22 protein-coding genes are annotated in these 25,705 nt (G+C 68.3%); 9 read left to right on the plus strand and 13 right to left on the minus strand.

All coding sequences use genetic code 11. The features are described 5' to 3' along the window. Positions 1 to 182: 182 nt before the first annotated feature. From ACVWZ7_RS09600 to ACVWZ7_RS09615, 4 genes are all read right to left on the minus strand, one after another. Positions 183 to 2,513 carry a glycoside hydrolase family 65 protein gene (locus ACVWZ7_RS09600; RefSeq protein ID WP_344361331.1) on the minus strand — a complete coding sequence of 777 codons (2,331 nt, stop codon included), beginning with the start codon at positions 2,511 to 2,513 and terminating at the stop codon, positions 183 to 185. A gap of 82 nt (positions 2,514 to 2,595) precedes the next feature. Next, positions 2,596 to 3,339 carry an HAD family hydrolase gene (locus ACVWZ7_RS09605; RefSeq protein ID WP_116765498.1) on the minus strand — a complete coding sequence of 248 codons (744 nt, stop codon included), beginning with the start codon at positions 3,337 to 3,339 and terminating at the stop codon, positions 2,596 to 2,598. A gap of 233 nt (positions 3,340 to 3,572) precedes the next feature. Next, on the minus strand, positions 3,573 to 4,619 hold the full coding sequence (locus ACVWZ7_RS09610) for a LacI family DNA-binding transcriptional regulator (protein ID WP_456507694.1): 1,047 nt from the start codon (positions 4,617 to 4,619) through the stop codon (positions 3,573 to 3,575). 162 nt (positions 4,620 to 4,781) lie between these two features. Then, a complete protein-coding gene (locus tag ACVWZ7_RS09615) occupies positions 4,782 to 5,399 on the minus strand; it encodes an alpha/beta hydrolase (RefSeq protein WP_456507695.1) in 618 nt (205 codons plus the stop codon). A gap of 299 nt (positions 5,400 to 5,698) precedes the next feature. On the opposite strand from ACVWZ7_RS09615, the gene ACVWZ7_RS09620 reads away from it, so the two are divergent. The 6 genes from ACVWZ7_RS09620 to ACVWZ7_RS09645 all read left to right on the plus strand — a co-directional run bounded on the left by ACVWZ7_RS09620 (position 5,699) and on the right by ACVWZ7_RS09645 (position 11,501). After that, positions 5,699 to 5,962 carry a DUF6458 family protein gene (locus ACVWZ7_RS09620; RefSeq protein ID WP_091250195.1) on the plus strand — a complete coding sequence of 88 codons (264 nt, stop codon included), beginning with the start codon at positions 5,699 to 5,701 and terminating at the stop codon, positions 5,960 to 5,962. A gap of 616 nt (positions 5,963 to 6,578) precedes the next feature. Next, complete coding sequence (locus ACVWZ7_RS09625) at positions 6,579 to 7,397, plus strand: DeoR/GlpR family DNA-binding transcription regulator (protein ID WP_091250192.1); 819 nt, start codon at positions 6,579 to 6,581, stop codon at positions 7,395 to 7,397. Next, positions 7,394 to 8,380, plus strand: coding sequence for a 1-phosphofructokinase family hexose kinase (locus ACVWZ7_RS09630; protein ID WP_344361341.1), 987 nt, complete (start codon positions 7,394 to 7,396; stop codon positions 8,378 to 8,380). The genes ACVWZ7_RS09625 and ACVWZ7_RS09630 overlap by 4 nt, the downstream gene beginning before the upstream one ends. 2 nt (positions 8,381 to 8,382) lie before the next feature. Next, complete coding sequence (locus tag ACVWZ7_RS09635) at positions 8,383 to 10,482, plus strand: PTS fructose transporter subunit IIABC (RefSeq protein WP_344361343.1); 2,100 nt, start codon at positions 8,383 to 8,385, stop codon at positions 10,480 to 10,482. Positions 10,483 to 10,554: 72 nt separating this feature from the next. After that, complete coding sequence (locus tag ACVWZ7_RS09640) at positions 10,555 to 10,836, plus strand: HPr family phosphocarrier protein (protein WP_091250185.1); 282 nt, start codon at positions 10,555 to 10,557, stop codon at positions 10,834 to 10,836. Between the two features lie 377 nt (positions 10,837 to 11,213). Next, positions 11,214 to 11,501 carry a DUF7218 family protein gene (locus tag ACVWZ7_RS09645; protein ID WP_456507696.1) on the plus strand — a complete coding sequence of 96 codons (288 nt, stop codon included), beginning with the start codon at positions 11,214 to 11,216 and terminating at the stop codon, positions 11,499 to 11,501. Between the two features lie 32 nt (positions 11,502 to 11,533). Here ACVWZ7_RS09645 and ku read toward each other — a convergent pair whose 3' ends face one another. Continuing rightward, complete coding sequence (gene ku, locus ACVWZ7_RS09650) at positions 11,534 to 12,565, minus strand: non-homologous end joining protein Ku (RefSeq protein WP_344361351.1); 1,032 nt, start codon at positions 12,563 to 12,565, stop codon at positions 11,534 to 11,536. A 169-nt stretch (positions 12,566 to 12,734) separates the two neighbouring features. Here ku and ACVWZ7_RS09655 point away from each other — a divergent pair, with 169 nt between their 5' ends. Continuing rightward, complete coding sequence (locus ACVWZ7_RS09655; protein WP_456509091.1) at positions 12,735 to 15,230, plus strand: ATP-dependent DNA ligase; 2,496 nt, start codon at positions 12,735 to 12,737, stop codon at positions 15,228 to 15,230. Here ACVWZ7_RS09655 and ACVWZ7_RS09660 read toward each other — a convergent pair. Next, positions 15,227 to 15,736, minus strand: a complete 510-nt coding sequence (locus tag ACVWZ7_RS09660; protein WP_456507697.1) for a hypothetical protein — start codon at positions 15,734 to 15,736, stop codon at positions 15,227 to 15,229. The genes ACVWZ7_RS09655 and ACVWZ7_RS09660 overlap by 4 nt on opposite strands. Positions 15,737 to 15,855: 119 nt before the next feature. Here ACVWZ7_RS09660 and ACVWZ7_RS09665 point away from each other — a divergent pair, with 119 nt between their 5' ends. Together ACVWZ7_RS09665 and ACVWZ7_RS09670 are read left to right on the plus strand one after the other, a co-directional pair. Continuing rightward, entirely contained in the window at positions 15,856 to 17,460 is a 1,605-nt protein-coding gene (locus ACVWZ7_RS09665) for an MFS transporter (protein ID WP_344361356.1), read from the plus strand. A gap of 189 nt (positions 17,461 to 17,649) precedes the next feature. Beyond that, on the plus strand, positions 17,650 to 18,822 hold the full coding sequence (locus ACVWZ7_RS09670; RefSeq protein WP_456507698.1) for an FUSC family protein: 1,173 nt from the start codon (positions 17,650 to 17,652) through the stop codon (positions 18,820 to 18,822). Here the strand turns inward: ACVWZ7_RS09670 and ACVWZ7_RS09675 are convergent. The 7 genes from ACVWZ7_RS09675 to ACVWZ7_RS09705 form a co-directional block, all read right to left on the minus strand. Then, the gene (locus tag ACVWZ7_RS09675) at positions 18,747 to 19,529 is read right to left on the minus strand and encodes an SDR family NAD(P)-dependent oxidoreductase (protein WP_456507699.1); all 783 of its coding nucleotides are present in this window, start codon (positions 19,527 to 19,529) and stop codon (positions 18,747 to 18,749) included. The two genes, ACVWZ7_RS09670 and ACVWZ7_RS09675, sit on opposite strands and share 76 nt — an antisense overlap. 25 nt (positions 19,530 to 19,554) lie before the next feature. Continuing rightward, positions 19,555 to 20,316 carry a hypothetical protein gene (locus ACVWZ7_RS09680; protein ID WP_116765487.1) on the minus strand — a complete coding sequence of 254 codons (762 nt, stop codon included), beginning with the start codon at positions 20,314 to 20,316 and terminating at the stop codon, positions 19,555 to 19,557. 144 nt (positions 20,317 to 20,460) lie between these two features. Beyond that, the gene (locus ACVWZ7_RS09685; protein WP_091250164.1) at positions 20,461 to 20,805 is read right to left on the minus strand and encodes a GNAT family N-acetyltransferase; all 345 of its coding nucleotides are present in this window, start codon (positions 20,803 to 20,805) and stop codon (positions 20,461 to 20,463) included. After that, positions 20,802 to 22,142 (minus strand): acyltransferase family protein, encoded by a 1,341-nt coding sequence (locus tag ACVWZ7_RS09690; RefSeq protein ID WP_456507700.1) that lies wholly within the window; start codon positions 22,140 to 22,142, stop codon positions 20,802 to 20,804. Before ACVWZ7_RS09690 ends, ACVWZ7_RS09685 begins: the two co-directional genes overlap by 4 nt. Before the next feature lie 171 nt (positions 22,143 to 22,313). Then, a complete protein-coding gene (locus ACVWZ7_RS09695; protein WP_344361369.1) occupies positions 22,314 to 23,198 on the minus strand; it encodes a class II fructose-bisphosphate aldolase in 885 nt (294 codons plus the stop codon). Continuing rightward, positions 23,198 to 24,664: a GntP family transporter gene (locus ACVWZ7_RS09700; protein ID WP_116765484.1), complete on the minus strand. Its 1,467-nt coding sequence runs from the start codon at positions 24,662 to 24,664 to the stop codon at positions 23,198 to 23,200. Before ACVWZ7_RS09700 ends, ACVWZ7_RS09695 begins: the two co-directional genes overlap by 1 nt. Positions 24,665 to 24,777: 113 nt before the next feature. Next, on the minus strand, positions 24,778 to 25,677 hold the full coding sequence (locus tag ACVWZ7_RS09705; protein ID WP_456507701.1) for an NAD(P)-dependent oxidoreductase: 900 nt from the start codon (positions 25,675 to 25,677) through the stop codon (positions 24,778 to 24,780). Positions 25,678 to 25,705 lie beyond the last annotated feature (28 nt).

The following is a 25,705-nucleotide window of genomic DNA, read 5'->3' on the forward strand; positions in this document are numbered from 1 at the left end:
CCGTCGGGGCGCCGGGACGGCGCCGGCGTCGGTCTCCGCCCAGTGCACGGGGCCAGCCTGCCTCATGAGCAGAACCGGTCCCATTAGGCGGCAACCCCGACGCGGCGCTGACTATTCCGTGAGAGACGACGCTCACGGCACGGCGGCGCAACGCCGCCCGGGCGCAACGCCCGGGCGGCGGCTCAGACCGCGGCCCGCACCACCGGGATCGACGCCGTCGGGAGGCCGCTGGGGAAGATGGTGGGCTCGGGGGCCGCGACCGGGGCCAGCGGAACCCGGACGGGTTCGGTGCCCACGGTGAGCAGTTCCCCGCGCACGTCGACGTCCAGCGGTGCGCCGTCCCGGACGGTCAGGGTGATGGAGCCCTGATCGAGCCCGACGTGCAGGAGCCGGCCCTGGATCTTCAGGCAGAACTCGAGTCCGTCCCATTCGGCGGGCAGGCGCGGGTCGAAGTACGGCACGGCGCCCTGGTCCCGGAGGCCGGCGAAGCCGCTGACCAGCGAGCTCCACACGCCGCCGGTGGAGGCGATGTGCACGCCGTCGATCGTGTTGCCGTGGGTGTCGTCGAGGTCGATGAACAGAGCGTGCGTGAAGTGGTCCAGCGCGGCCTTGCCGTAGCCGACCTCGGCGGCCATGATCCCCTGGACGCAGGCGGACAGGGTGGAGTCGCCGGTGGTGATGGGGTCGTAGAAATCGAAGGCGCGGCGCTTTTCCTCGGCCGTGAAGTCCTGCCACTGCAGGAACATGGCCAGCACGGTGTCGGCCTGTTTCAGGACCTGGTGCCGGTAGATGACCAGCGGGTGGAAGTGCAGCAGGAGCGGGTACTTGGACCGGGGCGTGGTCCAGTCCCACGGCTCCAGGGTCATGAAGTCGTTGTCCTGGGAGTGGACCTGAAGGTCCTCGTCGTAGGGCAGCTGCATCCGGTTCGCGGCCTGTTCCCAGAGCTCGCGTTCGGCGTCGCCGATCTCGGGGTGGTCCAGGGCGGCGGCGGCGCGGAGGTTAAAGCGGGCCATGACGTTGGTGTAGAGGTTGTCGTTGACCACCGCGGTGTATTCGTCCGGGCCGGTGACGCCGTGGATGTGGAAGAGCCCGTCCTTGCCGAAGAAGCCCAGGGACACCCACATCCGGGCGGTTTCGATCAGCAGTTCGGCGCCGAGGGTTTCTTCGAAGGCCCGGTCCCCGCTGGCCCAGATGTACCGGTTGGTCGCGAAGGCGATTGCTGCGGCGATGTGGAACTGGGCAGTACCGGCCGCGTAGTAGGCGCTGGCCTCAAGCCCGTTGATGGTCCGCCACGGGAACAGGGCGCCGTCGACGCTGAGCTCCTTGGCCCGGATCTTGGCCTCGGGCAGGAGGTCGTGGCGGAATTCCAGGACCTGCCGGGCGTTGCCCGGGTTGGTGTAGGTCAGGTAAGGCAGCAGGTACACCTCCTGGTCCCAGAAGTAGTGGCCGTCATAGCCGGAGCCGGACACTCCCTTGGCCGGGATGCCGGCCACATCGGCGCAGGCCGTGGCCTGGGCGAGCTGGAACAGGTTCCAGCGGACGGCCTGCTGAAGCTCGGACTGGCCCGCCACCACGATGTCGCTCGTCGTCCAGTAGGCGCGGTAGTGGGCCTCGCTCTGGGCGAAAATCTCGCTAACCGGCTTGAGGCCGGCTTCGGCGTTGTCCGCGAGGTCCTCGGCGGCCTGGCCCACGGCGTAGCTGACGCTCTTCTCCAGCACGAACGGCTCATCCGCGCTGACGGCGAGGACGTAGCGGACGCTGCTGTCGTCCTGGTCCACCAGGGTGTCGAACGGCTGCACCCCGGCCGAGGTCCAGTGATCCACGGCCATCCCGAGCCGCTGCTTGGATTCCGCGGCCTCCCAGGACAGGCGCAGGGAACCGTCTCCGCCGTCGAGCCGCAACGGCAGCAGCACCCGCCCGGCGTGGCGGCCGGCGCGGCGCGGGTCGTGGGCGGAGTGGTCCTCCACCGGCTGGTCCTGGCGGTTGATCACCGAGGACGTCACGTCCGCGGAGATGTCACGGTCGGCCGCCACCTCGAGGCTGATGCCCAGCGCGCCGCGGGATTCGTAGCCGACGGCGCGGCGCTCGGTGGTGGTCACGGTGGCGCCGGAGCGGCACTGCCACGTGATCCGGCATTCGTAGAGGCCGGTGGCGAAGTCCACGCTGCGGCGGTAGTCCAGCACCGTGGACTCCTCCAGGCTCAGCGGCTCGCCGTCGATGATCACGGTGAAGTTATTGGCGTCCGGGACGTACAGGATCCGCTGCCCGGTCCGGGCGAACCCGTAGGCGTTCTCCGCATGCTTGATGTCCCAGGTCTCGTGGAAGCCGTTGATGAAGCTGCCGGGAAGCTCGGCGTCGGCGGCGGCCCAATGCGCGCCGCGGATCCCCAGATGCCCGTTGCCCAGGCTGAACAGGGTCTCCAGGGTGCCGGCATTGCCGGGAAGGTGGACGGTCTCGACCAGTTGCCAGGGATCGTTGGGGAACCGGGCGCGGTCCGAGGTGATGAGAGCCATGGTTGAGGGGTTCCTTCGGGGGTGAGCGGTGCGGGAGGGTGCTGCGGGCAGGCGGTGCGGGCGGCCGGGAACGGGCGCCGGGCTAGAGCAGTTCGGCGAGGTCGTTGACCACTACCGTGGCGCCGGCGTCGAGCAGGGTCTGCCGGCCGGCGCCGCGGTCGACGCCGATCACCGAGCGGAAGTCTCCTGCGCTGCCGGCCTGGACTCCGGAGACGGCGTCCTCCACCACGACGCACTGATCGCTCGGCAGTCCCAGCAGGCGTGCGGCGTATTCGTAGGTGGCCGGGCTGGGCTTGCCGGGCAGGCCCTCGGTGACCGCGACGACGCCGTCGACCACCACCGGGAAGTAATCGGACAATCCGGCCGCCTTGAGCACGGCCGGGGCGTTGCGGGAGGAGGAGACGACGGCGAGCTTGAGCCCGCGGACCAGTGCGGCGTCGACAAAGCGGACGGAGCCCTCGTACGGCTGGACCCCGCCGGCTTCGACGATGTCGTTGAAGACCTTGTTCTTGCGGTTGCCGAGTCCGTGGACGGTGTCGTGGGCGGGGTCGTCGTCCGCCGGGCCCTCGGGCAGCACAATCCCGCGGGAGGCCAGGAAGTCCCGGACGCCGTCGAACCGCGGCTTGCCGTCGATGTGGTCGAAGTAGTCGCTCTCCCGGTACGGGGCGGCGTCGGGAACGGAGGCCAGGAAACCGTCGAAAAGTTGTTTCCAGGCATGCTCGTGCACCACCGCGGTGGGCGTCAGGACGCCGTCGAGGTCAAAAAGAATGGCGGAAGCGCCGGAAAGCGCACCGGCGAGGCCGGAGGTATCGGGAACTGAAGTCATGGGTCATAGTCCTTTCAGACGGCGGGCATGCAAGACGGCGTTGTTCAAAAACTCTTGAGGTGCCCGGTTCACGGGCGTTGGCTGAGACCGGTTGTTTGAGGTCATCCGGCGCGACGGCGGCCGCTGCCCGTGGTGCTCTGTCAGGGGCACCGGGCCTCCGGCGCCGGGAGCCATCCGGTTGGCCTGATTGGCCTGGTTCAGCGGGTTCAGCCGGTTCAGCCGGTTCAGCCGGTTCAGCGGGGGATTGTGCTCGTGCGCTCTACCAGTTTCGTTTCCAGCAGATGGTTCGACGGCGGCCCGGCCGGTGGCGGATTGGGGAGGCCCGAGCGATGAAGTCTGTCAATCAGCAGGCTGGCCGCGAAAGCGCCCTGGTCGGCCACGGGCTGGGCCATTGTGGTCAGGCCCAGGAACCAACTCATCTGATGATCGTCTATTCCTATGATGGACACGTTTTCCGGCGCTGACAAACCGAACTCCCGCAAGGCCATGAGCGCGCCGAACGCTGTTTCGTCGCAACCGGCGAAGATCGCGGACGGCATCCGGCGTTTCTCCATGAGCTCCACCATGGCCAGCCGGCCGCCCTCGATGCTGGAACCGGCGTCGACCACAAGGTCCGGATCGGCTGTGAGGCCGTGGTCGGAAAGGGCCAGTTCGAAGCCCCGGCGTCGTTCGCTGGCGGTCACGAGGGAGGGCGCGCCGGTTTCGCTGCCGGCGAGGATGGCAAGGTCCGTGTGGCCCAATCCCAGCAGGTGGTTCGTGGCCGCGCGGGCGGCGCCCTCGTTGTCGATGCCCACGTTGTCCCACGGGACGTCGTGCATCCCGACGCTGGCCACGGCGAGGCCCGAAGCCGCGAGAGCGGCCATTTCGGCCTCACCGAGGGCAATGTTGAGCAGCAGGACGCCGTCCACGCGCTGCGCCAGGCCGGCGAGGTCGCCGAAGAGTTTCTGCTGCACAGTGGGCCGGTTCCTGAGGCTGATCAGGACGGTGTCGTAGCCGCCGTCGGCAAAGACTTCCTCGGCAGCTTCCACCGCCCGGGCAAAGAACCAGGCTGTGGCGGTCGGGGCGATGATGGCCACGGAGCCGGTGCTTCCGCCGGCGAGCCGGGATGCTGCGGACGAGGCTTTGTAGCCGAGCTGGGCCGCCGCGTCATTGACCCGCGCCCTGGCGTGTTCGGAGACGTTGGGAAGCTGCCGGAGCGCACGGGAGACGGTGCAGATGGATAGCCCGGAGAGCGCGGCGACGTCCTGGATGGTCACGCGCGAGGTCTTGGCCTGCGGCACGGGCTCAGCCCTTTCTTCCCCCTGAAGTAGTGGGCCCGGTGTTCATGGCCGAGGTCGATTGTAAACGCTTACAAATTTGGCATGCAAGTGGACGATCCGGACTGCCCGACGGATAGTCAGCGGACCGGTCAGCGCAGGTCAGCGGCCTGACCAGCGGCCCGGTCAGCGCAGGACGTAGTGGCGCAGAAACGCGCCGACATCCACGAGTTCGGCCTTCGAAATCGAATGGCCCATGCCGGGGTAGGTCCGGGCCGTGAGCTGGGTGTTCCGGTGGAGCCACTCCTCGGTGTGTTCGGTGGCGGCGTCGTTGATGACGACATCGCCCCTGTCCCGGCCCCAAAAGAACGGCGGCCGGGAGGTAAAGGATTCGCTCATGGCTAGGAGTTCGTTGTCCAGGACAAAGCCCGAGAGGCCCACGACCGCGCGGAACTGTTCCGGCCGGAGCCGCAGAAGCGTACTGGCCATGGCCATGCCCTGCGAAAATCCGAGCAGGCTGACACTGCTGTGCCGGGCCTTGACCGATTCGATCCACGCGAACACCGAGTTCGTGGAGGCGATGACGTCGGCAAAGTCATGCGTGAGGAAGTAGTCCAGCAGGAACCAGCCGTAGTGGTCTCCGATGTCCTTGGGCCCGCGCAGGGCGGCGCAGCTAAACTCCGGCGGCAGGGCACCGAACAGCTTGGCCATGCGGGATTCGTCCGTGCCGTAGCCGTGCAGCATCACCAGCAACGGCGTGCCGGCGCGTTCGTGTTCGGGCTTTGACCAGACGACCGTCTCCATGGGCTCAGCCTATCCAGACCTGCCGCGCGCTCCGGGCGCGGGGTCTGCTCCTGAGGATCGGGTCCGACACTTCCTCGGATATCTGACCTGCAGGGGTTTCCGCTACGAAACCGGATTCTCGCACCCCGGATCCGCGGTGCGGCCTCCCGAAAGCGCAGCGGTGGTCCGGAAACGGTGCGTAAAATTCCCGGCGAGGCGGAGTGCGTTTCATTGAAACAGCCGGGGCGGGGTTGTAGCGTGACGCTGGACAGCATGCTTATCATTCCCCATTCGCCCCACAGGGCACCAAGGAGCACTTCATGAGAATCGGTTCCGCAATCTTCCTCATCGCCCTCGGCGCCATCCTCGCCTGGGCCGTCACCCCGGGGCTGATCCCCAATGTGAACCAGGCCATGATCGGCTACATCCTGATGGTGGTGGGAGTTATCGGACTCATCGCATCACTCGTCCTTGCCTCCCCCGGACGCGGCCGCACCCGCCGCGTCAGCGAAAGCCGCACGGTTGTGGACCCCAACACCGGCGAGACCATCACCCGCAATGAGAGCCGCGACGCCGGCATCTGAGCCCTGCCCGCGCACCCTGCACGGCGCGGAATCCAACGACCCGGAAGCCGGGCCGGACTTCAATGTCGGGCCCGGCTTCCGCCATGTTTCCCACCAAGCAGCCGCCCAGACCGCACATGCCCAACCCTCGGCGCCATCACTGGACATGTCCCCCCGGATCTCCCGCCCGCAGGCCCGGGCCGGGCGCAGCACATGCCCAACCCCGGCGCGAGCAACGGACATACTCCCAAATTGCCCACCGCCAAGCCCGACCACTGGACATGCCCCCCGGCATCTCCAGGCCGCAGGCCAAGCCCGAACGTCAACCCAGAGTGCACACGCCCAATCCTCGGCACCATCACCGGACATGTCCCCCGGAGCCCGGCCCGAGCGCAGCACATGCCCAGCCCCCGGGGCGAAGAGTGGACATAGTCCCATCCTGCCCACCCCTCGGCGCGAGCACTGGACATGTCCCGCGGGGGCCGCGCGTAACTTCTGCGTTCATGTTGTTTTTCATTGACAAACCAACAAGAACAAAGATAAAGTCAAACAATTCCACTTCATGTGATGGGAGTCACTGAAGCCCCAGGAACGCAGAACAAGAACCAAGTCAGATGCAGTACGCAATGGAGGGTAAGTGTTCGCCGAAGAACGCCAGCAGCTGATCGTGGGGCTCATCTACGCCAGCGGCCGGGCCAGCGTCACGGACCTGGCCGAGCGCTTCAGCATCACCACCGAGACCATCCGCCGGGACCTCGCCGCCCTGGAAGCTGCCGGCAGCGTCCGCCGGGTGCACGGCGGCGCGGTCTCCCCGGACCGCTTCAGCACCACGGAAGAAAGCATCCTGGAGCGGACCGTCCAGCGGCAGCCCGAAAAGACCCGCATTGCCGAGGCCGCCCTGGCCCTGATTCCCCAGAGCCTCAGCGGCAGCATCCTGATCGACGCCGGTTCCACCACGGAGGCCCTCGCCGAACTCCTCGCCGCCCGGGCCGCCGGGGCCGCAGCAACGGGCAGCCTCCCGGCGACCGGACCCGAGGCCGAACTCGTCGTCATCACCCACTCCCTGCCCATCGCCTCCCGGCTGTCCGGCGAACCGGGCATCGCCCTGCACCTGCTCGGCGGCAAGGTCCGCGGACTAACCCAGGCCGCGGTCGGCCAATCCACGGTGGAGGCCGCGCGCCGGATCCGGCCGGACATCGCGTTCATCGGCACCAACGGCATCCATGCAGCCTTCGGGCTGAGCACACCCGATCCTGAAGAAGCCGCCGTCAAGGCGGCCTTCGTCCAATCAGCGCGCCGCATTGTGGTGCTGGCTGATTCCTCCAAGCTGGATGCAGAGACGCTGGTCCAGTTCGCCTCGTTGAAAGATCTGGACACCGTGATCACAGACACGCAACCTAGCCGGGAACTCGCCGACGCCCTTGCGGAAGCCGGAGTGGAGGTGGTGGTCGCGTGATTGTCACCCTCACCGCCAACCCCAGCCTGGACCGCACCGTGGCGCTGCCCGGCCCCCTCCTCCGCGGGGAAGTACAGCGGGCCGTCTCCGTCCGCCAGGAATCCGGCGGCAAGGGAGTCAATGTCTCCCGCGCCCTCGTGGCCTCCGGGCTCAAGACCATCGCCGTCCTTCCCGGCGCCGAGGCCGATCCCGTCCTCGCCGGGCTGCGGGATACGGAGGTGCCGTTCGCTGCCCTCCCGATCGGCGAACCGCTGCGCAGCAACGTGGCCCTCACCGAGCCCGGCGGCGTCACCACCAAGATCAACGAACCCGGACCGGTCCTCAGCGAGGACCAGCAGGAGGCCCTGATCAGCCTGTTGCTGGACCACGCCCGCGGTGCCGCCTGGGTTGTCCTGGCCGGCTCGCTCCCACCCGGAGTTCCGGCCGAATTCTACGCCACCGTCATCCGGCGGCTGCGTTCCCTGTTTGATGGCGAGGCCGCACCCCGGGTCGCCGTCGACTCCTCCGGCGAACCTCTCGCCGCAGCGGTCTCCGGCGACGCCTCGGGAATGCCGGACCTCTTGAAACCCAACGCCGAGGAACTGGCGGAACTGGCTGCGGCAGCCGGCTTCGCCACGCACAAATCCGCCGAGGAGCTCGAAGCGGACCCGGAGGCTGCAGCAGCAGCAGCCGCCGCCGTCGTGCGCTCCGGAGTGGGTGCTGTACTGGCCACCCTCGGCTCCAAGGGTGCCGTTCTTGTAACGGCCGACGGCGCGTGGCTGGCCACGCATCCGCCGGTCACCGCGGTCAGCACTGTCGGCGCCGGCGATTCGTCGCTGGCCGGATACCTGCTCGCCTCCAGCCAGGGCGCCGCCCCGGTCGATTGCCTCCGTCAGGCGGTGGCCCATGGTGCCGCCGCCGCTTCCCTGCCGGGCTCCACTGTCCCGGCAGTCAACCAAACCACCCCTGATGCCGTAACCATCACGGCCCTCCGGAAGGATTGACAGTGACTCAGCTCATTACCACCGAACTGGTCGAGCTCGACCAGAACCTGGGCAGTTCGCCCGAGGACGTGATCCGGCACCTGGCAGGCAGAGTTGCGGCCAACGGACGCGCCACCGAGGTCGAAGGCCTCTTCGCCGACGCCTTCGCCCGGGAGTCCAAGACCGCCACGGGTGTCCCGGGCGGCATCGCCATCCCGCACTGCCGCTCGACGGCGGTCACCGAGCCCACCCTGGCGATGGCGCGGCTGTCCCAGCCGGTCGACTTCGGTGCCAAGGACGGGCCCGCGGACCTGATCTTCTTCATTGCCGCTCCGGAGGGCGCGGACCAGGAGCACCTGAAGCTGCTGTCGAAGCTGGCCCGGTCCCTGATCAAGAAGGACTTCACGGCCAGCCTGCGCGCCGCGACCTCCCCGGCAGAGATTGTCGAGCTCGTCGAAGCCGCACTGGCGGACAAGCCCTCCGCCCACGCCGCTGCCGCGCCGGCCGCTGCCGCCGCAGGCGCTGGCGCTGGCACTGGCGCTGACGCAGCCACCGGGGCCGCAGCTGGCACTGCCGGGGAAGGCACGGGCACGGCGAAGGCCAAGGGACCCAAGCGCCTTGTCGCGGTAACGGCCTGCCCCACCGGCATCGCCCACACTTACATGGCCGCCGACTCGCTGGTCGCCGCAGCCAAGGAAGTCGGCGTGGACCTGCAGGTGGAAACCCAGGGGGCCTCCGGCGCCAAGGCCCTTGACCCCGCCGTGATCGCCGCCGCCGACGCCGTGATCTTCGCGGTGGACGTGGACGTGCGCGGCAAGGAGCGCTTCGCCGGCATGCCGGTGATCAACGCACCGGTCAAGCGCGGCATCGACGAACCGGACAAGATGGTTGCGGAAGCACTGGCGGCCGCGGACAACCCGCACGCCCGCCGCGTCCCGCACTTCGCTGAAGACCAGGCCGAACACAACGCCGAGGAAAAGGGCGAGCACATCGGCACGAAGCTGAAGAAGGCGCTGCTCACAGGTGTCAGCTACATGATCCCGTTCGTGGCAGGCGGCGGTCTGCTGATCGCCCTCGGCTTCCTGTTGGGCGGCTACACCATCACCGGCTTCGCGGACAAGATCCTGGCAGAGAACAGCCTCTTCAATCTGCCCACCGTGTACCCGGAACTGGCGTGGGGCCCGATGGGCGCGTACCTGGGTGCCGTGTTCTTCAAGATCGGTGCCCTGTCCCTAGGCTTCCTCGTGCCCGCACTGGCCGGCTACATCGCTTACGGCATCGCTGACCGGCCCGGCATCGCCCCGGGCTTCGTGTCCGGCGCCGTAGCCGTCTTCATGGGCGCAGGCTTCCTCGGCGGCATTGTGGGCGGCCTGCTCGCCGGCTACGTGGCGCATTCGATCGGCAAGCTCAACGTGGCCCGCTGGCTGCGCGGCCTGATGCCGGTGGTTATCATCCCGCTCGTGGCGTCGCTCGTTTCATCGGGCATTCTGTTCATTTTCCTCGGCAGGTACGTCGCCGCCGTCACCACCGGGCTCAACAACTTCCTGGCCGGCCTGACCGGCGCCAGCGCCATCGCCCTGGGCATTGTCCTGGGTCTGATGATGTGCTTCGACCTCGGCGGTCCGGTCAACAAGGTGGCTTACTCCTTCGCCGTCGCCGGCCTGGGAGCCGCGTCCATCACCAACCAGGCACCGTGGCAGATCATGGCGGCCGTCATGGCCTCCGGCATGGTCCCGCCGCTGGCCATGGCGCTGGCCTCGACCGTGCTGAACAAGCGACTCTTCAGCCTGGCGGAACAGGAAAACGGCAAGGCCGCCTGGCTGCTGGGAGCCTCGTTCATCTCCGAAGGCGCCATCCCCTTCGCCGCCGCCGACCCGCTCCGCGTCATCCCCGCCAGCATGCTGGGCGGTGCCGTGACCGGTGCCATCTCGATGGCAGCAGGGGTGGGATCGAAGGCCCCGCACGGCGGAATCTTCGTCTTCTTCGCGATCGATCCCTTCCTGATGTTCGTCGTCGCGATCGCGGCCGGTACGGTCGTGAGTGCCTTCGCCGTGATCGGGCTCAAGCGCTGGGCAGTCAAGAAGCCGGTTGATACGGTGGAAACGGTTCCCGTAGCCGCCTAAGCCAGTCCAGGGCGACTTTCCAAGCAGATATTCACAGCTGATAAACACCCAAGCTGACTTCAAGGAGCAGAAATGACCGAACGTAACGCCACCATTGCCAGCCGCGTCGGGCTGCACGCCCGCCCGGCCGCCATCTTCGCCGAGGCTGCGGGCGAGTTCGACCACCTCGAGATCACGATCGCCCGCCTGGGCGAGCCGGAGGACGAGGCCATGGACGCCGCCAGCATCCTGTCGCTGATGAGCCTGGGCGCTTCGCACGGCGAGGTTGTGGTGTTGCGTGCCGAGGGCGAAGGCGCCGACGCCGCCCTGGATCGCCTCGTGCAGATCCTTGAGACGGATCACGACGCCGAATAGCCGCACCGTCCGGCGCCTGCGCCCGGACACCCGGCAGTAACAAGCAGCATCAGAAGGCCCGGCCGCCCCCGACAAGGGGGCGCGCCGGGCCTTCGTGTTCCCGGGCATCGCCGGGGCCCTGTGCGCTATCCGCGATCGTTGTCAGTGGGCTTAGTAAGTGCTTGTCACCGCCTTGCGGCGCGGCTAGTTTGGAATCCGCGGCGGCAGCGTCCGCGGGCCGTCGCGGAATGGTTCCCAGCCGAAGGAGATGATCGCGTGACACGCGTGCAAAAGAGCATCGGGGCGGACGTTGCCGTGCCGCCCACCCGACGCCGGCAGCAGCCGTTCATGGAGATCGCCGCCGGACCGGCCGCTGACGAGACCCGGGGGCGGTAGCCATGCCGACGAAGAGGGGCGGACCCCGCGGCGCAGAGAGCCCAAGCATCAAGGACCCCGAGCTCTACGAGAAGCTGGTCGAGGACGGCGCGTCAAAACAGAAGGCTGCCCGGATCTCCAAGGCGGCGGCGAAGCGCGGCCGGTCCGCGGTGGGCCGCAAGGGCGGCAAGGCCGGGGACTACGAGGACTGGACGGTCCCGCAGCTCAAGGAACGGGCCAAGGAGATCGGCCTCAAGGGCTACTCGGCCAAGAAGAAGAGCGAGCTCATCTCCGCCCTGCGGAACTCCTGAGTCTGATGGCCGCGGCATCCCTGTCCACGGCCTCAGGCACCCTTGCGCGCCCTTGCCGCCGTGGTCTTGGATGGCGTCGCTTTGGGAGCCGCCTTAGGCGCCGTGCCCTTCGCAGTGGCGGCCCGGCTTTCGCCGGCGCTGCTTTCAGTGGCGCCGCCTTCTCCGGTCTTCTTGGCGGCGGCCTTGGGGGCCGCAGCCTTAGAGACGGCCCCGGCCGGTGCCTTGGCCGGCGCCTCGACCGCGGTCTTCGACCCGCTCCCGGCGGCCGCCGGCCCACCTCCGCGCTTCTTCTCCAGGCTCCGTTTGAGGGCCTCCATCAGGTCAATCACTTCGCCGGTGCCGGTTTCGGCAGCGGCGGCGCCAAACGTTTCTTCGGTGTCCAGGGACTCCCCCTTCTCCAGCTTCGCGTCGATGAGCTGGCGGAGCTGGAGCTGGTAGTCGTCCGTGAACTGTTCGGGGTCAAAGTCCGCGGCCATCGAATCCACCAGGGCGGCGGACATTTCGCGTTCCTGGGCGGAGATGCGGATCGAGGTTTCGAGGGCCGGGAAGCTGGCCTCGCGCACTTCGTCGGCCCAGAGCAGCGACTGCAGCATCAGGATGTCGCCGCGGATCCGCAGGGCCCCCAGCCTGGTCTTTTCCCGCAGCGCAAACTGGACGATCGCCACCCGGTCGGTGTCCTCGAGGGCCCGGCGCAACAGCACATAGGCCTTGGGCGACTTGGAGTCCGGTTCCAGGTAGTAGCTCTTCTCGAACATGATGGGATCGAGCTGGTCCGCCGGGACGAACTGCACGACGTCGATCTCGTGGCTGTTCTCCGCGGGGATGGACTTCAGTTCCTCCCGGGTCAGGATCACTGTGCGGCCGTCGTCTTCATAGGCCTTGTCGATGTCCTCGTAGTCGATGATCTTGCTGCAGACCTCGCAGCGGCGCTGGTAGCGGATCCGTCCGCCGTCGGCGTTGTGGACTTGGTGCAGGCTGATGTCGTGGTCCTCAGTGGCGCTGTAGACCTTGACGGGGACGTTGACCAGCCCGAATGCGATCGCGCCCTTCCAGATGGCTCTCATGGGACTAGTGAACACCAGAGCGGTTCGGAGGTGAAGACTGTTGGCTGAGCGAACCACGCAGCCGGCCGCCGGGCGGGATGCCCAGCGGGAAAACACGCCCCCGGCAAACGGCCGGCAACGGGTCCTCGTGGAGGGCCGCGAGCTCGTCCTGACCAATCTGGACAAGGTCATGTACCCGGAAACCGGCACCACCAAGGCAGACGTTCTGGCCTACTACGCCGCCGTCGCGCCGGTGCTGATCCCGGCGGTCCGGAACCGGCCGGCCACCCGGAAACGCTGGGTCCACGGCGTGGGAACGGCCGAGGAGCCGGGGCAAGTGTTCTTCCAGAAAAATCTGGACGAATCGGCACCCGGCTGGATTTCCCGGGCGGCCATCAAGCACAAAGAGCACACGAACCAGTACCCCTTGGTCAACGATGCCGCCACCCTCGCCTGGCTGGCCCAGATCGCCGCCCTCGAAATCCATGTCCCCCAGTGGCGGGTGGATTCGCACGGCCGAGCCCTGCCGCCGGACCGGATGGTGCTGGACCTGGACCCCGGCGACGGGGCCGGGCTGGCCGAATGCGCGGAAGTGGCCAAACTGGCCCGCGCCATCCTGCAGGACGTCGGCCTGGACCCCGTCCCCGTGACCAGCGGAAGCAAGGGCATCCATCTCTACGCCGCACTGGACGGAACCCGGGGCTCTGAGCAGATCTCGGACTTCGCCCATGAACTGGCCCGCGCCCTGGAAGCGGACCATCCGGACCTGGTGGTCAGCGACATGAAAAAGACCCTTCGCACCGGGAAGGTCCTGGTCGACTGGAGCCAGAACAGCGCGGCGAAGACGACGATCGCGCCCTATTCGCTGCGCGGGCGGCTGCGGCCCACCGTGGCGGCGCCGCGGACCTGGCGGGAGCTCAGCTCGGCGTCCCTGCGCCAGCTGGACTACCACGAGGTCATGAAGCGCGTGCAGTCCGGCAAGGACCCGTTCGCCGCGGTCTCAGGCGGCAGCGCCGCCGATCCCCGGCTTGAGTCTTACCGCGCGAAGCGGGACGCGAACTCCACCCCCGAACCCTTCGCGGCGGACGCCCGCGCCGCCGGCACCGTCGCTGGCGCCGGTCCGCTGCGGGAGTCGTTTGTCATCCAGGAGCACCACGCCAGCCGGCTGCACTACGACTTCCGCCTTGAACGCGACGGCGTGCTGGTGTCCTGGGCGTTGCCCAAGGGCGTCCCCACCAGCAAGGCCACCAACCACCTCGCGGTCCAGACCGAGGACCATCCGCTGGACTACGCGGACTTCGAGGGTGTCATTCCCAAAGGCCAGTACGGCGCCGGGACGGTCAGCGTCTGGGACCGCGGCTACTACGACTGCGAAAAGTGGATCGCCGGCAAGGAGGTCATTGCCACGCTGACCGGCGCGGAAGGCGGCGGCCTCGGCGGCACCCGCAGGTTCGCCCTCATTCACACCGGCCAGGCCGACGACCAGTGGCTCATCCACCTGATGGACCCGGCCGGGCCGCACAAGGGACACCGGACAGCAGCGCCCGCAGACCAAGAGACAGGACAGGACGCCGCGCCCGACGGCGGGCAGGAGGCTGCGCCCGGCGGCTCCCCCGGGCAGCCGGCGGCCCCGGGACTTGATCCGCCACCAGGCCGGGCACAGGTCCCGGACCCTGCACCGGCACCCGATGTCTCCGGCTTCAGCCCCATGCTGGCCAGCGCCGGGACCGCTGCCGACCTCGCCGACAAGGACTGGCAGGTTGAGCTCAAGTGGGATGGCGTCCGGGCCCTGGTCATCGGCGATGCCACGACCGTCAGGCTCGTCAGCCGCAACGGCAACGACATGTCCGCGAGCTACCCGGAACTGACGGACCGGCCCCTCTGGCCGGAACAGGACTTCGTCGCGGACGGCGAGATCATCGCCGTCGGGCGCACGGGCCGGCCGGACTTCGGCCTGCTGCAGGGCCGCATGAAACTGACGAAGGCCGCCGACGTCGCAAAAGCGCAGGACTCGACTCCGGTGCGGCTGATGTTGTTCGATCTCCTCTTCGACGCCGGCGAGGACCTGCGGCCCCTGCCGCTCAGCGAGCGCCGGCTCCGGCTCGAGCGCTTCTTCCGCCCCTCCGGCGCCCACATCGAGCTCTCCGGCGTGATCGACGCCGGCGACGCGCACAAAATCAGCGTCAGGCACATCCTGGAAAGCGTCGCTGAGCTGGGACTGGAGGGGGTCATGGCCAAGCGCACGGACGGCCGCTATGTCGGCCAGCGTAGCCGGTCCTGGCTCAAGCTCAAGCTTGAGCGGACCCAGGAAGTGGTGGTGGGCGGCTGGCGGACCGGAAACGGCGAGCGTCGGGAATCCGTGGGCTCGCTGCTGCTGGGGATCCCGGATGGCTCGAAGCTCCGGTACGTGGGGCGCGTGGGCAGCGGCTTCAGCACCCGCGAGCTGAAGGAACTCCGGCAACAACTGGACGCCCTGCCCCGGAAGACATCCCCGTTCCGGGAGGTGCCGGACGCCGATGCCGCAGACGCGCATTGGGTGAGTGCAAAACTCGTCGGCGAGGTCAGCTACGGGGATTGGACCGGGGGCGGGAAGCTGCGGCACCCGGTGTGGCGCGGCTGGCGCCTGGATAAGACGCCAGCCGACGTCGTGGTCGAACCTGTCGCCGGTCCTGCCGCGGGACCTTAGTCGTGGTGGGGCATCTGCGGACGGCTCTGCCGGTGGATTGCCGCGTCGGCCACTTGCTGGCCTTGCCGTCCGCGAGTGGTGTCACGGTCCTTGGGATGACGGTGTTTGCCGCTGCCGTCCGGCCATTGCTGTCCTTGTGCTGCCGCCGGGGGAACGTGGTGCAAGGCCTCCGGTCCGGGAGCCTCATCCATCGACTGCGCCAGATGGCTCGCAACCTCGGGCTCGATTTCTTCTCCGAACTGATGATCCGCCATCGATCTTCCTTTCCGCTGTAAATAACCGCTGTGAAATGAAGTGTTCATCAATCGTAGGACTGCAGGGATGAGATGTCTGTAGCAGGTGCCGGCGGACTTTCCTTCGGCCTGAATCCGGCCCAAGAACAAGCGTTTGCGGGGGGTGGTGAGGAAAATTTTGGCCGCGGCACCGCGGGCAGTGCCGGTTCCCAGTAACCGCGCGGTGAAACAGGGCAAAAGAATATGGACAATTGCCCCCAAATAGAACCTCAAATGCCGGATGATACGGCACCGAACTCGGAAACTCCAGAGAAATCCCGTAAAATTGAAAGCCTGCCCAGAGCGGGGCAGCTACAAGTCGCAAGCAAATGACCTCCATAGGAGTGGCCCAAATGCCCACAGACCGAAGCATGACCGACTCTTCAGCAGGCGTTTTGAACGCCAGCGGAACCAACCAAGTGGCACCCAACGGTGCGAAGAAACCAAAGCTGCGTCGCCGTCGACTCCGTGAGTCCGACGTCAACGTTGTCGACCAGCCGATGCTCAAGAAAGCGCTCGGCGGCACCATCGTGGGTAACACCATGGAATGGTACGACGTCGGCGTGTTCGGCTACCTGATCACCACCATGGGACCGGTGTTCCTGCCGGACGCGGACAAGTCCGTCCAGACCCTGTTCCTGCTGGGAACCTTTGCCGCCACCTTCATCGCCCGCCCCCTCGGCGGCGTCGTGTTCGGCTGGCTCGGCGACAAGGTAGGCCGCCAGAAGGTGCTCGCCGCGACCCTGATGATCATGGCCGCCAGCACCTTCGCCGTCGGGCTCCTGCCCGGCTATGCCCAGATCGGCATCTGGGCCGCGGTCCTGCTGGTCCTGTTCAAGGTCATCCAGGGCTTTTCCACCGGCGGCGAATACGCCGGTGCCACCACCTTCGTCAGCGAGTACGCCCCGGACAAGCGGCGCGGATTCTTCGCCAGCTTCCTGGACATGGGCAGCTACCTCGGCTTCGCCCTTGGCGCGGCACTCGTTTCGGTGCTGCAACTGACCCTCGGCCAGGACACCATGGAGCAGTGGGGCTGGCGCATTCCGTTCCTCCTTGCCGGTCCGCTCGGCCTGATCGCCGTGTACTTCCGGAGCAAGATCGAGGAATCGCCGCAGTTCCAGGCCACCCTGGATGCCCAGGAAAACCTCGCCAAGGACGCCACCGCCTCGGACACGGCAGCATCCAAGGGCCCGGTGGGCATCGTGAAGGCCTACTGGCGCTCCCTGATCGTGGCGATGATCCTGGTCGCGGCGGCAAACACCGCCGGCTATGCCCTGACCTCCTACATGCCGACGTACCTCACGGAGTCCAAGGGCTACGACGAGCTGCACGGCACGCTGCTGACCATCCCCGTACTGGTCATCATGAGCCTGTGCATCCCGCTGACCGGCAAGCTCTCTGACCGGATCGGCCGCCGCCCCGTGCTGTGGATCGGTGCCATCAGCACGGTTGTCCTGGCTACCCCGGCGTTCCTGCTCATCGGCATCGGCGAAATCTGGTCCACCCTGGCCGGCCTCTCCCTGATTGCCTTCCCGGTGACCTTCTACGTGGCCAACCTGGCCTCTGCCCTGCCGGCCCAGTTCCCGACGGCCAGCCGCTACGGCGCCATGGGCATCGCGTACAACTTCTCCGTGGCCATCTTCGGCGGCACCACGCCGTTCATCGTGGCCGCCCTCATCAATGCAACCGGCAACGACATGATGCCGGCCTACTACCTGATGGCCACCTCGGCGATCGGCGCAGTGGCGATCTACTTCCTCAAGGAGTCCGCCCAGATGCCGCTCCCGGGCTCCATGCCGAGCGTGGACACCCAGGCCGAGGCCCGCGAACTGGTCGCGACACAGGACGAAAACCCGCTGATCGACCTCGAGCACATGGACATGCCGATGGTCCCGGCCCCGGCCGCAGACTCGGCAGCAGGGCGCGTCGACGCCGGGAAAGTCCCGGCTCGGGCCTAGTCCGGCCCGTCCCGGGCCGGCAGCATTAGTCCGGACTCCGTAACAGCCCCGCCCTTTGAGGCCTGTTCCGTATGCTTACCCGTTGGGGATCCATACGGAACAGGCCTTAGGCGTGTCCGCCCTCCGATCAACCCCCGGGGAATCCCGGAGAACCCGGGGAAACCCCGGAGAAAGCCGAGAGGCAGTCTCATGTCCCTGCAGCGCCACGTGCGTTCGCTGCACAGCCTGGCCCCGGCCAACAAAGACCACGTGTCGGCGTGGCGGGTGGCGATCAGCGTCGCCGTGCCGTCCCTCGCGCTGCTGGCAAGCGGGCGCCCGGAGCTGATCGCCTACGCCGTCTTCGGCGCACTGACCGGCATGTACGGCCGCACCGAGCCCCATCAGCTCCGGCTGCGGCACCAAGGCCAGGCGGCTGTCCTGCTGCTCACCGGCGTAGGAACGGGAGTCCTTCTCTCGGTCCATCACATCCACTCGTGGGCGCTGGTGATCACGGAGGCCGTGTTCGCCGGCGCCGGGTCGCTGTTCGCGGACAGGACCACCCTGAAACCGGCCGGGCCCTTCTTCGGGATCCTGGCGCTGGGGGCGTGCGCGTCCGTTCCCGCCACCGTCCCCTGGCATGCCGCCGTCCTCATCGCCGCCGGGTCGGCCGCGTTCTCGATCGCCGTCGGCTTTGTCGGCTGGTTCCGGGGCCGGACCTGGCAGCGCGGCCGGCGGCGGGATGTCACGGTACTGCGCGGGGAACGCCGCCGGGCCGCGTGGCTTCACGCCGCCCGCTACGTCAGCGCCGTCGGCGCAGCCGGGGCCATCGGTGTCCTCAGCGGCAGCGGCCACCCGCACTGGGCCATGGCCGCCGCCGCGGTGCCGCTTGCCGGGGCGGATCTGCCCAGCAGCGTGTACCGCGGCATCCACAGGATCGTCGGCACACTCCTGGGCCTCGTGGTGGTGGCAGCCGTCTTGTTCCCCTGGCCGGGATCACCGCTGCAGGCCTTCCCCGGCCAGGCGGCTGCCGTCATGGCCTGCCTCGTGATCGTCCTGCAGTTCAGCACGGAGCTGTTCATGACCCGGCACTACGGCCTCGCCATGATCTCCTTCACCCCGGTGATCCTGCTCATCGGACAGCTTGCGGCGCCGGCCGACCCGCAGGTCCTGGTGTCCGAACGGGCCGTCGAGACGCTGGTGGGCGCTGCCGTCGGGATCCTCGTCGTCGTACTGATCCGGCCCAGACTGATCCGGCCCAGACTGATCCGGCACGGTCGCGCGGCCGGCCCCGGAGGAACCCGCCGCTCTTACTTCGCGCGGCGCGGCGGTCCGGCGACGAGCCGCGACGGGAGCACCCGCGAAACCGATGTCAGGACCTTGTAGCGCCTGCTGGGAATCGAGACGGCCTTGCCCCTGGCGTTATCGGCCAGGGCCTCGCTGACCACCTGGCGGGCCTCGAGCCACATCCAGCGCGGCGCCACGGTCTTGTCCATCCCCATCCGGTCGTGGAACTCCGTGTGGGTGAAGCCGGGGCACACGGCAGTGACCTGCACCCCGCGCGCCGCGTAGGCCATATTGGCCCAGCGCGAGAAACTCAGCAGCCACGCCTTCGCCGCCGAGTATGTGCCGCGGGGCAGGAAGGCCGCCACGCTGGCGACGTTGATGATCCTGCCGGACTGCCGGGCGAGCATGCCCTGCAGGGCGGCATGGGTCAGCTCCATGGCGGTTTCAACATGAAGTTTCAGGTGCCGCTTCTCCTCGGCAATGTCGTTGTCCTCGAACGACCGCAGCAACCCGATTCCCGCGTTGTTGACCAGGATTTCCACGGGCCGGGCGGGATCAGCGAGGCGCGCGACGACGGCGGCGACCCCGGCGTCGTCCGTCAGGTCCGCGGCGATCGTCTCCGCCGGGGACCCGTACCGGTTCTCCAGCTCCGCGGCAGTGGCCGCGAGGCGACCGGCGTCGCGGGCCACGAGCACGACGCGGTGGCCCTGCTCTGCAAGCTGGCGGGCGAACTCGGCGCCGAGGCCAGCTGTTGCGCCCGTGATGAGAGCGGTGCTGCCCGGTGTGGACGCTGTGTGTGGGTTCATAGCGACAGCCTAGCCTCGTGCAGGCTCAGGCCAAGGCCGTGTCCGACGCCAGTTCTTCCTCCTCGGGGCCTTCCCCCTCCGTCAGGTGGCGGTTCTGGAGCTCTTCGGCCGCGAGCTCGTACCAGGTATGCGCGCCAAATGACGGGCTGCTGGTGTCGAGGTGACGGTAGAGGGCGTCCGCGAGGCGGCACAGCGCGGTGTCGGACAAGGCACGGACCGTGGCGGCTGGATCGAGCGTGCCTTCGAAGTACTCCGAGAGCGCCAGCCCGTTGATGGTGCCGAAGTCATTGACTCCGCCGGTTTCCGCGGCCAGCGGGCTGTTGGCATCCCCCGGCCCGGAATCGGGTCCGGAACCGAACCCGACGTCGAGCAGTCCGGCCGGTTCGCTGGTGCCGGCCGAGACGGTGACAGGGCCCGCTCGGAAATCGGTCTCGAGTCCGGCGAGGACTTCGGCGTCGGGTCCCACGTGCAGGAGGCAGATGGGCAAAACGGCCGGCTCGTCGAGGGTGAGTCGGACCAGCACGGGCACGGCCGAGTCCCTGGCGTCAGGGGCCGGCAAGGGTCCGCTGTCCGCGAGCCGCCGAAGGTCAAGCAGCACTTCCGGATCCAGGTGGGAGGCGCCGTGGAGGTTGATCACCACCTCGGCTCCCGCTCCGAGACGGCACGCGCGGCGCACGATATGCAGGAGCGCAGCGGAATCAGACTGGGTAACGCAGCCGGTGACTTCGAGGGTGACATGTGCGGGATCGACGTCGACACGGACAAGCACACGCAGTTTATGGTTCATGGGGTTCTCCAAAGGGACCTGTCCAAGAGCCAACTGCATAACTCTGCTCAAACCTTACGAGGTTGTTGTCCGGCTCACAAGCCGGGCCCGGCGCCCATGGCAGTTCCGGGCCCCTGCCCGCTGGGCCGCGCCCTGCCCGAGGGGCTAGGCTCCCTCGGGTGCCCGTTCCGGCCAGTCCACGTACTGGTGGTACGTCTCATGCCTGCGCAGATAACGGTACATGAACGGGCAATTGGGGATGATCCGCTTGCCGGAGGCCACCACGTCGTCGAGGGCGAAATGCGCCAGCACTTTCGCGAGCCCCTGGCCCTGGAACTGCGGTGACGTGTCCGTGTGGATGAAGTCGATGTGACCCGGCCGGTCGATGAACCGCACCTGGACGGCGAGCTTGCCGCCGACGTGGAGCTCGTAGCGGTGCAGCTCGTCGTTGCGGGTGGTGGCAACGTCCGGGCTGAAGGGGTCTTCCGTGGCTGCCGAGTTCTCCGTCATGGTTCGACATTGGCACTTAATGGCGGGTGTGGCAATGGCGGTTCTGGTCCGCCGGACCGTTCGGCCGGCGACATGAGCCGGGCCGGAATCCGTCCCAGCAGCACGACCGCGAGCGCGAAGCACCCGGCGCCGCCGCCCAGGAGCCCCAGCGTGAGCCCGTTGAGCGCCGCTTGGACCGCCGGAACAAAAACGGCGACGGCGGCCAGCAGCACAGCCGCCGCCGGGCGGCTCGGTGACGGGCCGGACGACGTCGGCCGATTCTCCAGCCGGCCGAACAGCGCCACAACCGGCAGCAACAGCGCGATGACGGTCATCAGCACCAGCGGACGCCCCCACCACCATGCCGCGGAGCCGCCGGCCGGCTGGGGAAAATCTGTCAGCAGCAACACCCCGGACATCGCCCCCAGCAGGGGCAGGTGCCACAGGTAGACCGTCATGGATCGGCTGCCGGCCACGCCCACCAGCCGGCCCACCCAGGCCAGGGACGCGATTCGGGACAGCACCGGCCGGAAGAGCTGGAGTGCGGCGGCTTGCGAGATCCCCAGGAGCACCAGCGTCAGATTGGGCGGGTTGAGGTTCACCAGCATGTTCCCGGAGTACAGCCCCAGCAGCACGAGAAGTCCCAGCAGCAGGTTGCAGGCGACCATGAGGCCAAACAATGCCAGCCCGCCCGGCTTCGGCCCTCGAGTGTCGGCCACGATGAATCCGAACTGCTGGACAGCGCACCACACGAACACCATATTGAGGTAGGCAAGTTGCGGCAGCACCCCCCGCAGGCAGTCGACCGTCACCACCAGGGAGATCAGCCCGGCGAGGGTTAGCCAGGGCGCGCGCGCATGCAGGCCCGCCAGCCAGGGAAGGTTGAGTTGCGCGGCGAGGTACGCGGCGAGGAACCACAACGGCATTCCCGCCCCGCTGGTGAGTAACTGGATCACCTGAGGGTCAACCCCCGAAAGCAGGGCCAGCGACAGGCCGGTGAACATAACGGCCAGCAGTACGGCAGCAGGACGGATCAGCCGCAGCAGCCGCATCTGCATGAAATCGAAGGCGCTGCCGCCCCTGGCCCGCAGCCGCCGCCAGGACTGCAGCCCGGTGATTCCGCCGGCCACAAAGAACAGCGGCATGATCTGAAGGACCCACACGACGGGTTCGAACCAGTGCTCATTGCCCAGGGTGTTTTCGCTGGTCACAGTGCCGTCAGCGTGCAGGACGGGACTCACCATCATGGTGTGTCCGACCACCACAAGTGTCAGGCAGAAGAACCTGGCAAGGTCAATCACCGGGTCGCGGACCGGCATCGGGGCCGGGCCGCGGGTTGCCCGCTGCTGTGGAACCATGGCGCCCCCTGGGAAGGCCTGCTGTGTTGCCTCCATTGTCGGCCTTGGGAGGCCTATCGGCGAGGGGTCCTACGGCCCGGTTCCGCACCGGCGATCAGGCGGTGCGGACCCGGGGGCCGGGACGACGACGGGCAGTGGCGTCGCGCACGCCGTGGCGCGCTGCCGGCGGGCTCAGCGCGAGAGCGTCGCGAGGGCGGTGGCCGCGAAACCCCGGGCGGAGGCATCCCACAGGCCCAGCAATGCCTGGAGGTTCTCGCCGTCGGCCCGGTGGGCGGCGGTCTGTTCCTCGAGGACGGCCAGGACGCCGGTGCGCAGTTCGGTGTTGAAGTTGACCTTGCCCACGTTCATGGCCGCGGCCTTGACCAGTTCCGCCGCCGGGATGCCCGAGGCGCCATGCAGGACCAGCGGGATCCGGGTCCGCACGGCGATGTCCTGCAGCACGTCCCAGCGCAGCCGGGGTTCCCCCTTGTACTTTCCGTGGACGTTGCCCACGGCCACGGCGAGCAGCTGCGCCCCCGTGCGGGCCACGAAGTCCTCCACCTGGGCGGAGTCGGTGAGGCCGGAGGGGTCCTCCCCTGAGGCGCTGCCTGCGCCGTCTGCGGCGCCGGTACCGAAGGCCCGGTCCTCGTCCCCGGCCAGTCCGCCGAGTTCTGCTTCAATCACGACGTCGGCATTGCCCTGCGCGGCGAGGTCCGCTCGGACGCCGCGGACCAGGGCGATGTTCTCCTCGTAAGGCAGCGAGGATCCGTCGACCAGCACCGAGTCGGCGCCCGCGGTGACGGCTTCGGCGATCACCTGGGGATCGGTGGCGTGGTCCAGCTGCACCGCAACCGGTACTCCGGCCGCGTCGGCGAGCCCGCGGAGGGCGGCGATCAGCCGCAGCCCGTTGGGCGTGGCCGCGGTCTTCGGCGCGACAAGCAGGATGGCGCCCCGGCCGGCCTCTTCGGCCGCCGCCACAACGGCGAGCGCGGTGGTGAAGTCGTAGCAGGTGAACGCCGGCACGGCCGAGCCCTGCTGCAGGGCGGCACTGACCAGGGCGTCGAGTCGGGTACGCATCAGGCGCTCAGGCCTCCCACCAGCATCCAGGCCACGAACGTCAGGGCGAACCCTGCCAGTCCCAGCACGGTGGTGAGCACGGTCCAGGTCCTGAGGCCGTCGGCGACGGTCAGGCCGTAGTACCGCACAACCACCCAGAAGCCGGCGTCGGTCACGTGGGACAGACCGAGGGCGCCGAAGCCGATGGCGATCACGATCACGGCAATCTGGGCCGGGGTGTAGCCGCCGCCGGCGACGGCCGAGGAGAGCAGGCCGGCCGTGGTGACGATCGCGACCGTGGCCGAGCCCTGGGCGGCGCGGAGGGCAAGCGAGATGATGAAGCCGAGCAGCAGCAGCGGAACCCCGAGGGTGTCGAGGGACTCGGAGAGCGCCGCCCCGATGCCGCTGACCTGCAGGACGCTGCCGAAGACGCCGCCGGCGGCGACCACCATGAGGATGGAGGCGATCGGGGGCAGGGCGCCTTCGAAGATTTCTCCGGTTGCTGTCAGCGACCACCGGCGGCGGACGGCCAGGAGGAAGAAGCAGAGCGCCACAGCGACGAGGAGGGCGAAGACGGGGTTGCCGACGAAGGCAGAGACGCCGTACCAGAAGTTGTTCTTGTCGATCACGAGGGTTCCGACGGTGCCGAGGAGGATCAGCACGATGGGGGTGGCGATGAGGAAGATGATCAGTCCGGGGCGGGGCGCGGCCATGGCTTTGCTGCCCGGGCCCTCGTGGCCGACGCGGACCAGGGAATCGGAGCCGAACTCGTCCACCTGGGCTTTGACGGTGGGCAGCAGATCGTAGTTCTTGCGGTTCATGATGGACGCAACCCAGTAGGACAGGAAGCCCAGCGGGACACAGATCGTCAGCGAGATCAGGGCGATCAGTCCGATGTCGGCGCCGAGCACGCCGGCACCGGCCACAATGCCCGGGTGCGGCGGCACGGCCACGTGGATGGCCAGCATGATGCCGGCCATGGGCAGGCCGAACTTGACCGGGTGGACGTTGGCGATCTTGGCGAACGCGTAGACGATCGGCACCAGCACGATGATGCCGACTTCGAAGAACACCGGAATCGCGACGAGGAAGCCCACGGCGGTGAGGGCCACGGCCACGCGCCTGGCGCCGAGCTTGGCGGTGAAGTGGTCGGCGAGGGACTGCACGCCGCCGGAGATTTCGATCATGCGCCCCAGGATGGCGCCGAGGGCGATGAGGAGCGCGACCTTGCCCATGGTGCTTCCCACGCCGTTGGCCACCACGGTGAAGACGTCTTTGAGCGGGATCTGCGCGGCGACGGCCACCAGGATGCTGACGGTCAGCAGGGCCACGAAGGCCTGGATCTTGAAGCGGATGATCATGATCAGCAGCAGGGCGACGCCGGCAGCCGCGATGGTCAGCAGCAGCGGAGTTCCCAGCTGCACGGCCGGCTTGATGACGGGCGCGTCGGCGGCGCGCACCATCAGGAAATTGAGCAGGGGGGTCATGAGGGAGTGTCTCCTTTGACAGGAAGGTCGTCGATACGTCGTCGGGAAAAGTGGCGGGGAGGGGGCCGGTGACGGCGGAGGGGATCCGCCCTCGCCGGCTGATGAAGGGCTGTCTAGGCGGTGCGCTTACTGGGTGCGACGACCTTGATGACGGCGGAGTCGTCAGCGGCGGCGAGGCCCTGGGCCTGGCCGAGGAGGTAGAGCTGCTCGGCGGCGGCGGCCACGGGGGCGGCGAGGCCGGCGGCGCGGGTGGCCTTGCCGACAATCCCCATGTCCTTGACGAAGATGTCCAGGCGGCTGAGAACCTCGGCGCCGTCCTCGGTGTAGGCCTCCAGGATGCGCGGGCCGCGGTTGGAGAGCATGAAGGAGCCCGCCGCGCCGGCCTCGAGGGCGGCGAGTGTCTTGGCCTGATCCAGGCCCAGGGCGTCTGCCAGCGCCATTGCCTCGGCAGCGGCGGCGATGTGGACGCCGCAGAGCAGCTGGTTGACGGTCTTGAGAGCCTGGCCGTCGCCGGGCTTCTCACCCACCACGGTCAGGGTGGAGGCGAGGAGCTCCAGGACGGGGCGGGCGGTTTCGAGGGCGGCCGGCTCGGCGCCGACGACGATCAGGAGGTCGCCTTCCCCGGCGCGCTTCGGGCCGCCGGAGAGCGGTGCGTCAACCAGGGCCACGCCGTGCTCGGCGAGGCGGGCAACGGTGGCCGGGATGGCTTCGGTGCCCACGGTGCTGCCAAGGATCACGACGGCGCCCGGCTTCAGGACGGCGGCCACGCCGTGCTCGCCGAAGAGGACGTCGTCCAGCTGTTCGCCGTTGCGCACCGCCAGCAGCAGGGCGTCGGCGCCCTCGGCGGCTTCGCGGGCGGAACCGAAGGTGCGGACCCCTGCTTCCTGGGCGAGCGCGAGGCGGGGCTTGGCGATGTCGAAGCCGTGGACGGTCAGCCGGGTGGCGAGGCGCGCGGCCATGGGCAGTCCCATGGCGCCCAGGCCCAGAACGGTGACTTTGTAATCGGTGGTCATGATCTTCTCCATTGAAATTGAAGCGGGG

The organism is Arthrobacter sp. TE12232 (genome assembly GCF_054062615.1).

Coding starts and splice junctions, on each gene's coding strand:
- ACVWZ7_RS09705 (WP_456507701.1), bottom strand. CDS start 25,677: ATGACCACCGATTACAAAGTCACCGTTCTGGGCCTGGGCGCCATGGGA.
- ACVWZ7_RS09695 (WP_344361369.1), bottom strand. CDS start 23,198: ATGCGTACCCGACTCGACGCCCTGGTCAGTGCCGCCCTGCAGCAGGGC.
- ACVWZ7_RS09655 (WP_456509091.1), top strand. CDS start 12,735: ATGTACCCGGAAACCGGCACCACCAAGGCAGACGTTCTGGCCTACTAC.
- ACVWZ7_RS09640 (WP_091250185.1), top strand. CDS start 10,555: ATGACCGAACGTAACGCCACCATTGCCAGCCGCGTCGGGCTGCACGCC.
- ACVWZ7_RS09605 (WP_116765498.1), bottom strand. CDS start 3,339: ATGACTTCAGTTCCCGATACCTCCGGCCTCGCCGGTGCGCTTTCCGGC.
- ACVWZ7_RS09700 (WP_116765484.1), bottom strand. CDS start 24,664: ATGACCCCCCTGCTCAATTTCCTGATGGTGCGCGCCGCCGACGCGCCC.
- ku (WP_344361351.1), bottom strand. CDS start 12,565: ATGAGAGCCATCTGGAAGGGCGCGATCGCATTCGGGCTGGTCAACGTC.
- ACVWZ7_RS09645 (WP_456507696.1), top strand. CDS start 11,214: ATGCCGACGAAGAGGGGCGGACCCCGCGGCGCAGAGAGCCCAAGCATC.
- ACVWZ7_RS09670 (WP_456507698.1), top strand. CDS start 17,650: ATGTCCCTGCAGCGCCACGTGCGTTCGCTGCACAGCCTGGCCCCGGCC.
- ACVWZ7_RS09685 (WP_091250164.1), bottom strand. CDS start 20,805: ATGACGGAGAACTCGGCAGCCACGGAAGACCCCTTCAGCCCGGACGTT.
- ACVWZ7_RS09675 (WP_456507699.1), bottom strand. CDS start 19,529: ATGAACCCACACACAGCGTCCACACCGGGCAGCACCGCTCTCATCACG.
- ACVWZ7_RS09665 (WP_344361356.1), top strand. CDS start 15,856: ATGCCCACAGACCGAAGCATGACCGACTCTTCAGCAGGCGTTTTGAAC.
- ACVWZ7_RS09620 (WP_091250195.1), top strand. CDS start 5,699: ATGAGAATCGGTTCCGCAATCTTCCTCATCGCCCTCGGCGCCATCCTC.
- ACVWZ7_RS09615 (WP_456507695.1), bottom strand. CDS start 5,399: ATGGAGACGGTCGTCTGGTCAAAGCCCGAACACGAACGCGCCGGCACG.
- ACVWZ7_RS09690 (WP_456507700.1), bottom strand. CDS start 22,142: ATGGTTCCACAGCAGCGGGCAACCCGCGGCCCGGCCCCGATGCCGGTC.
- ACVWZ7_RS09680 (WP_116765487.1), bottom strand. CDS start 20,316: ATGAACCATAAACTGCGTGTGCTTGTCCGTGTCGACGTCGATCCCGCA.
- ACVWZ7_RS09600 (WP_344361331.1), bottom strand. CDS start 2,513: ATGGCTCTCATCACCTCGGACCGCGCCCGGTTCCCCAACGATCCCTGG.